The organism is Halorubrum sp. AJ67 (assembly GCF_000513435.1).
In genome coordinates, this window is sequence record NZ_CBVY010000011.1 from 48,611 (window position 1) to 52,179 (window position 3,569).

Below are 3,569 nucleotides of genomic sequence, written 5' to 3' on the forward strand. Positions count from 1 at the left end.
CGCGCCGACGGCGACCAGCACCGATAAACCGCCGCCGGCCGGACCGGAGGTATGAGCGATTCGGACGGCGCGACCGCGGACGACGATGTCGAGGTCGGCGGTGACGAGGAGGTGTCGGACCTCCCGGCCGACCTCGACGCGGTCCGCGACGCGCTCGTCGACTGGTACGAGGCCGACCACCGGGCGTTCCCGTGGCGGGGCACGGAGGACCCCTACGAGATCCTCGTCAGCGAAGTGATGAGCCAGCAGACCCAGCTCGACCGCGTCGTGCCGGCGTGGGAGGACTTCCTCGACGAGTGGCCGACGAGCGCTGATCTGGCCGCGGCCGACCGCGCCGACGTGGTCGCCTTCTGGTCGGACCACTCGCTCGGGTACAACAACCGCGCGAAGTACCTCCACGAGGCCGCCGAGCAGGTCGAGACCGAGTACGGCGGCGCGTTCCCGGAGACGCCCGACGAACTGCGGGAGCTGATGGGCGTCGGGCCGTACACCGCCAACGCGGTGGCGTCGTTCGCGTTCAACGACGGCGACGCGGTCGTCGACACCAACGTGAAGCGAGTGCTGTACCGCGCGTTCGACGTGCCGGACGACGACGACGCGTTCGAGCGGGTCGCGTCCCGGCTCATGCCCGCCGGCGAGTCGCGGGTGTGGAACAACGCGGTCATGGAACTCGGCGGCGTCGCCTGCGGAAAGAAGCCTCGATGCGACGAGCCGGGCTGCCCGTGGCGCGAGTGGTGTCACGCCTACCAGACCGGTGATTTCACCGCGCCCGACGTGCCCGAACAGCCGAGCTTCGAGGGGAGCCGACGGCAGTTCCGCGGGCGGATCGTGCGACTGCTCGGCGAACACGACGAGATGGGGCTGGACACGCTCGGTCATCGGATCCGCGTGGATTACGCTCCGGACGGCGAACACGGCCGGGAGTGGCTGCGAAGTCTGCTTTCGGACCTCTCTGACGACGGTCTCGTCCAGATCGAGGAAGGGAACGACCAGATAACCGCTCGCCTCCAGTAGTCTGATTCAGATCCGCTGAACGGCCTACAAACGAGGAGGGATATTTTATTTCATATCTAACTTAGAGTCTCTGTACGCTGAGCGTCCAACGACACGACATTCATCAAACTAGATATCAACGGGCACCTTTATTCCCGTTCGGATTTAGATTCTATGTACACTGAGCGGCTATGGAGCCTACAAACGAGGAAGAAAATCAAAGAAAGAGTCTGTCGACACGTGAGTCGCGAGCACTGTCACGGCTCGCAAGCGAGGACCGACAGATCATCACCATCAATGACCTCGTGGACGTCCTTGACATCCCCCGGAAGTCGGCCAAGGACATGGCGTATACGCTCAAGGAGAAAGGCTGGCTTGAGCGAATCGCGCACGGGAAATATCTCATCTTGCCACTCGCTGCAGGCGAAAACGCCGTCTATACCGAACACGAGTTCGTGATCGCGTCCGCACTCGTGGAGCCGATGTACATCGGGTACTGGAGTGCGATGAATCATCACGGGCTTACAGAGCAGATGTCCCGCACGGTGTACATCGTGACGACAGAGCGCGCTCAGGACCGCGAAATCCACGGGGTCACGTATCGACCAGTGTCAGTCACCGACCAGAAGTTCTTCGGCTATCAACCGACTGCGGTCGGGTCGAATCAGGTGAACATTTCGAGTATCGAAAAGACGCTGGTCGATTGCGCCGACCATCCGGAGTTCTGTGGCGGTATCGGAGAGCTTGCCAAGGCGATACAGAACGCGGTCGAACAGGGTTGTTCGTGGGAACGAGTCGTCGAGTACCTGCGGCGAGTTGGGAACGGTGCTGCGACGAAACGAACCGTCTATCTCGCCGACCAGTTGGACATCGATCTTCCGGAGTACGACGAGCTCGTCGGCGAATTCACGACCGGGTACCCGCTGCTCGATCCGACGAGAGAAGCGACGGGAACCCGCGACAGCACGTACCAACTCCGCCTGAACGTCGGTCCCGAATCGTTCCTCCCGGGGGGCTTCTCATAGTGATTTCCGACGCACAACTGCGACGGCTGGCCAGAGATCTGAATGTTCGCCTCGGCTACGCGGAGAAGAACTACGTCAATTCATGGATCCTGTGGGCGATTTACACGAGTCCGTACGGCGATAATCTGCTGTTCAAAGGCGGGACTGCGCTCAGCAAGTTGTACTTCCCGGAGACGTGGCGCTATTCGGAAGATCTTGATTTCGGTGTCAGAGGGAATTACGGGGGGAGCGAAGCGGAGTTACAAGGCGCACTGGAGGACGCTGCCAGAGCCTCTGGCATCGACTTCGAGGTGACCAAACACCGCAAATTACAGAAAGAAGCGTATCCGACGCACTACGTCGATATCAATATCCAGTACAACGCCGTTCTCGGTCACAAGAACACGACGAGCCTGGACGTTATGATCGACGAGTACGTCGCGTTCACCTCGCTAGACCATCGTCACAGTTACGAGGATGTCCCCGAATTCGAGTTGACCGCGTACAGCTTGGAGGAGATCTTCGCTGAGAAGTTGCGAGCGCTCTATCAGCGATCACAGGCTCGTGACTACTACGACCTGTATCGGATGATTACGGAGGCTGACATCGACGATTCGGTTATTTTCCCGTCCATTTCACGGAAGTGTGAGCACGACGGTCTGGACATCGATCTCCGGGATGGACTTCCCAGAGAGAAACGGGACGAAATCCGTGACGGGTGGCAGAACACACTTCCCGATCTGGTTGCGGATCTCCCCGATTTCGATCCGGTCTATGAGACGCTCGAAGAGTACGTCGCTTCCCTCGCTGACGAATGATACCTCTATCGGACACATCGTCCCGCAGTAACTGCGCGTTCGACGCGCCCAGCGACGAACACGTCCGAAAGCGGCTCTGCGGACTCGTCGACGACCTCGCAGACGACGGACTGGTCGAGTCGGACGCGACCGGCGGCGACGTGGTCGTGTCGCTCCGGCGCTGAGACGCGGGTTCATCGGGCGTCCGATCCGCCGCGAGAACCGTCACCCGTTTATTACGGGAGCCGAAACGATCGGCCATGAGCGAGACCGTCGATTCGGACCTGTACACCCGCACGAAGGCCCTCTTGGAGCCGGGCGACATCGAGCTGCTGGGCTGTATCGTCCATACGACCCTCGACGGCCAGCAGGACCTGGAGATGCACGAGCTGACGGTCGCCGCCAACGAGGTCATCGCCGACCACGCTGGGAAAGGCGAGACGTACATCGAGGCGGGCAACGACGACACGGACTTCTCGTCGAACCAGTTTCAGGGGCTGACGCTCGACGACGAGGCGTTCGTCTGGGAGTGTCAACAGCTGTTGCGGGACGGCGCGTTCGACATCGTGTTCTACTACGAGGCGAACGTCGACCAAGAGGCGCTCGTGGCGGATCTGGCCGAACTCGACGACGTCGACCGCGTGACGCAGGTGCCCTGAGGCCCCTGACGAGACGCCACCGCACCCGTGAGCGACACAGTCCTGATCCCCGGCGGCCGCGACGTGCGCGCCACCCTCGACACCGCCGCGAGCGACGGCTCCGGCGCCGACGCGGT

General features: G+C 61.6%; 5 protein-coding genes and 1 pseudogene. All 6 read left to right on the plus strand.

The window, feature by feature from the left end; genetic code table 11:
• Positions 1–51 precede the first annotated feature (51 nt).
• A complete protein-coding gene (locus BN903_RS10220; RefSeq protein WP_195155777.1) occupies positions 52–1,014 on the plus strand; it encodes an A/G-specific adenine glycosylase in 963 nt (320 codons plus the stop codon).
• 170 nt (positions 1,015–1,184) lie between these two features.
• Positions 1,185–2,018 carry a type IV toxin-antitoxin system AbiEi family antitoxin gene (locus BN903_RS10225; RefSeq protein WP_048077633.1) on the plus strand — a complete coding sequence of 278 codons (834 nt, stop codon included), beginning with the start codon at positions 1,185–1,187 and terminating at the stop codon, positions 2,016–2,018.
• A complete protein-coding gene (locus tag BN903_RS10230; RefSeq protein ID WP_048077634.1) occupies positions 2,018–2,815 on the plus strand; it encodes a nucleotidyl transferase AbiEii/AbiGii toxin family protein in 798 nt (265 codons plus the stop codon). Before BN903_RS10225 ends, BN903_RS10230 begins: the two co-directional genes overlap by 1 nt.
• Positions 2,812–2,979: a hypothetical protein gene (locus BN903_RS16815; protein WP_154018110.1), complete on the plus strand. Its 168-nt coding sequence runs from the start codon at positions 2,812–2,814 to the stop codon at positions 2,977–2,979. The genes BN903_RS10230 and BN903_RS16815 overlap by 4 nt, the downstream gene beginning before the upstream one ends.
• Before the next feature lie 75 nt (positions 2,980–3,054).
• Positions 3,055–3,453, plus strand: a complete 399-nt coding sequence (locus BN903_RS10235) for a DUF5778 family protein (protein WP_048077635.1) — start codon at positions 3,055–3,057, stop codon at positions 3,451–3,453.
• A 27-nt stretch (positions 3,454–3,480) separates the two neighbouring features.
• Positions 3,481–3,569, plus strand: a pseudogene (locus tag BN903_RS18115) (alpha/beta hydrolase); the annotation flags it as partial.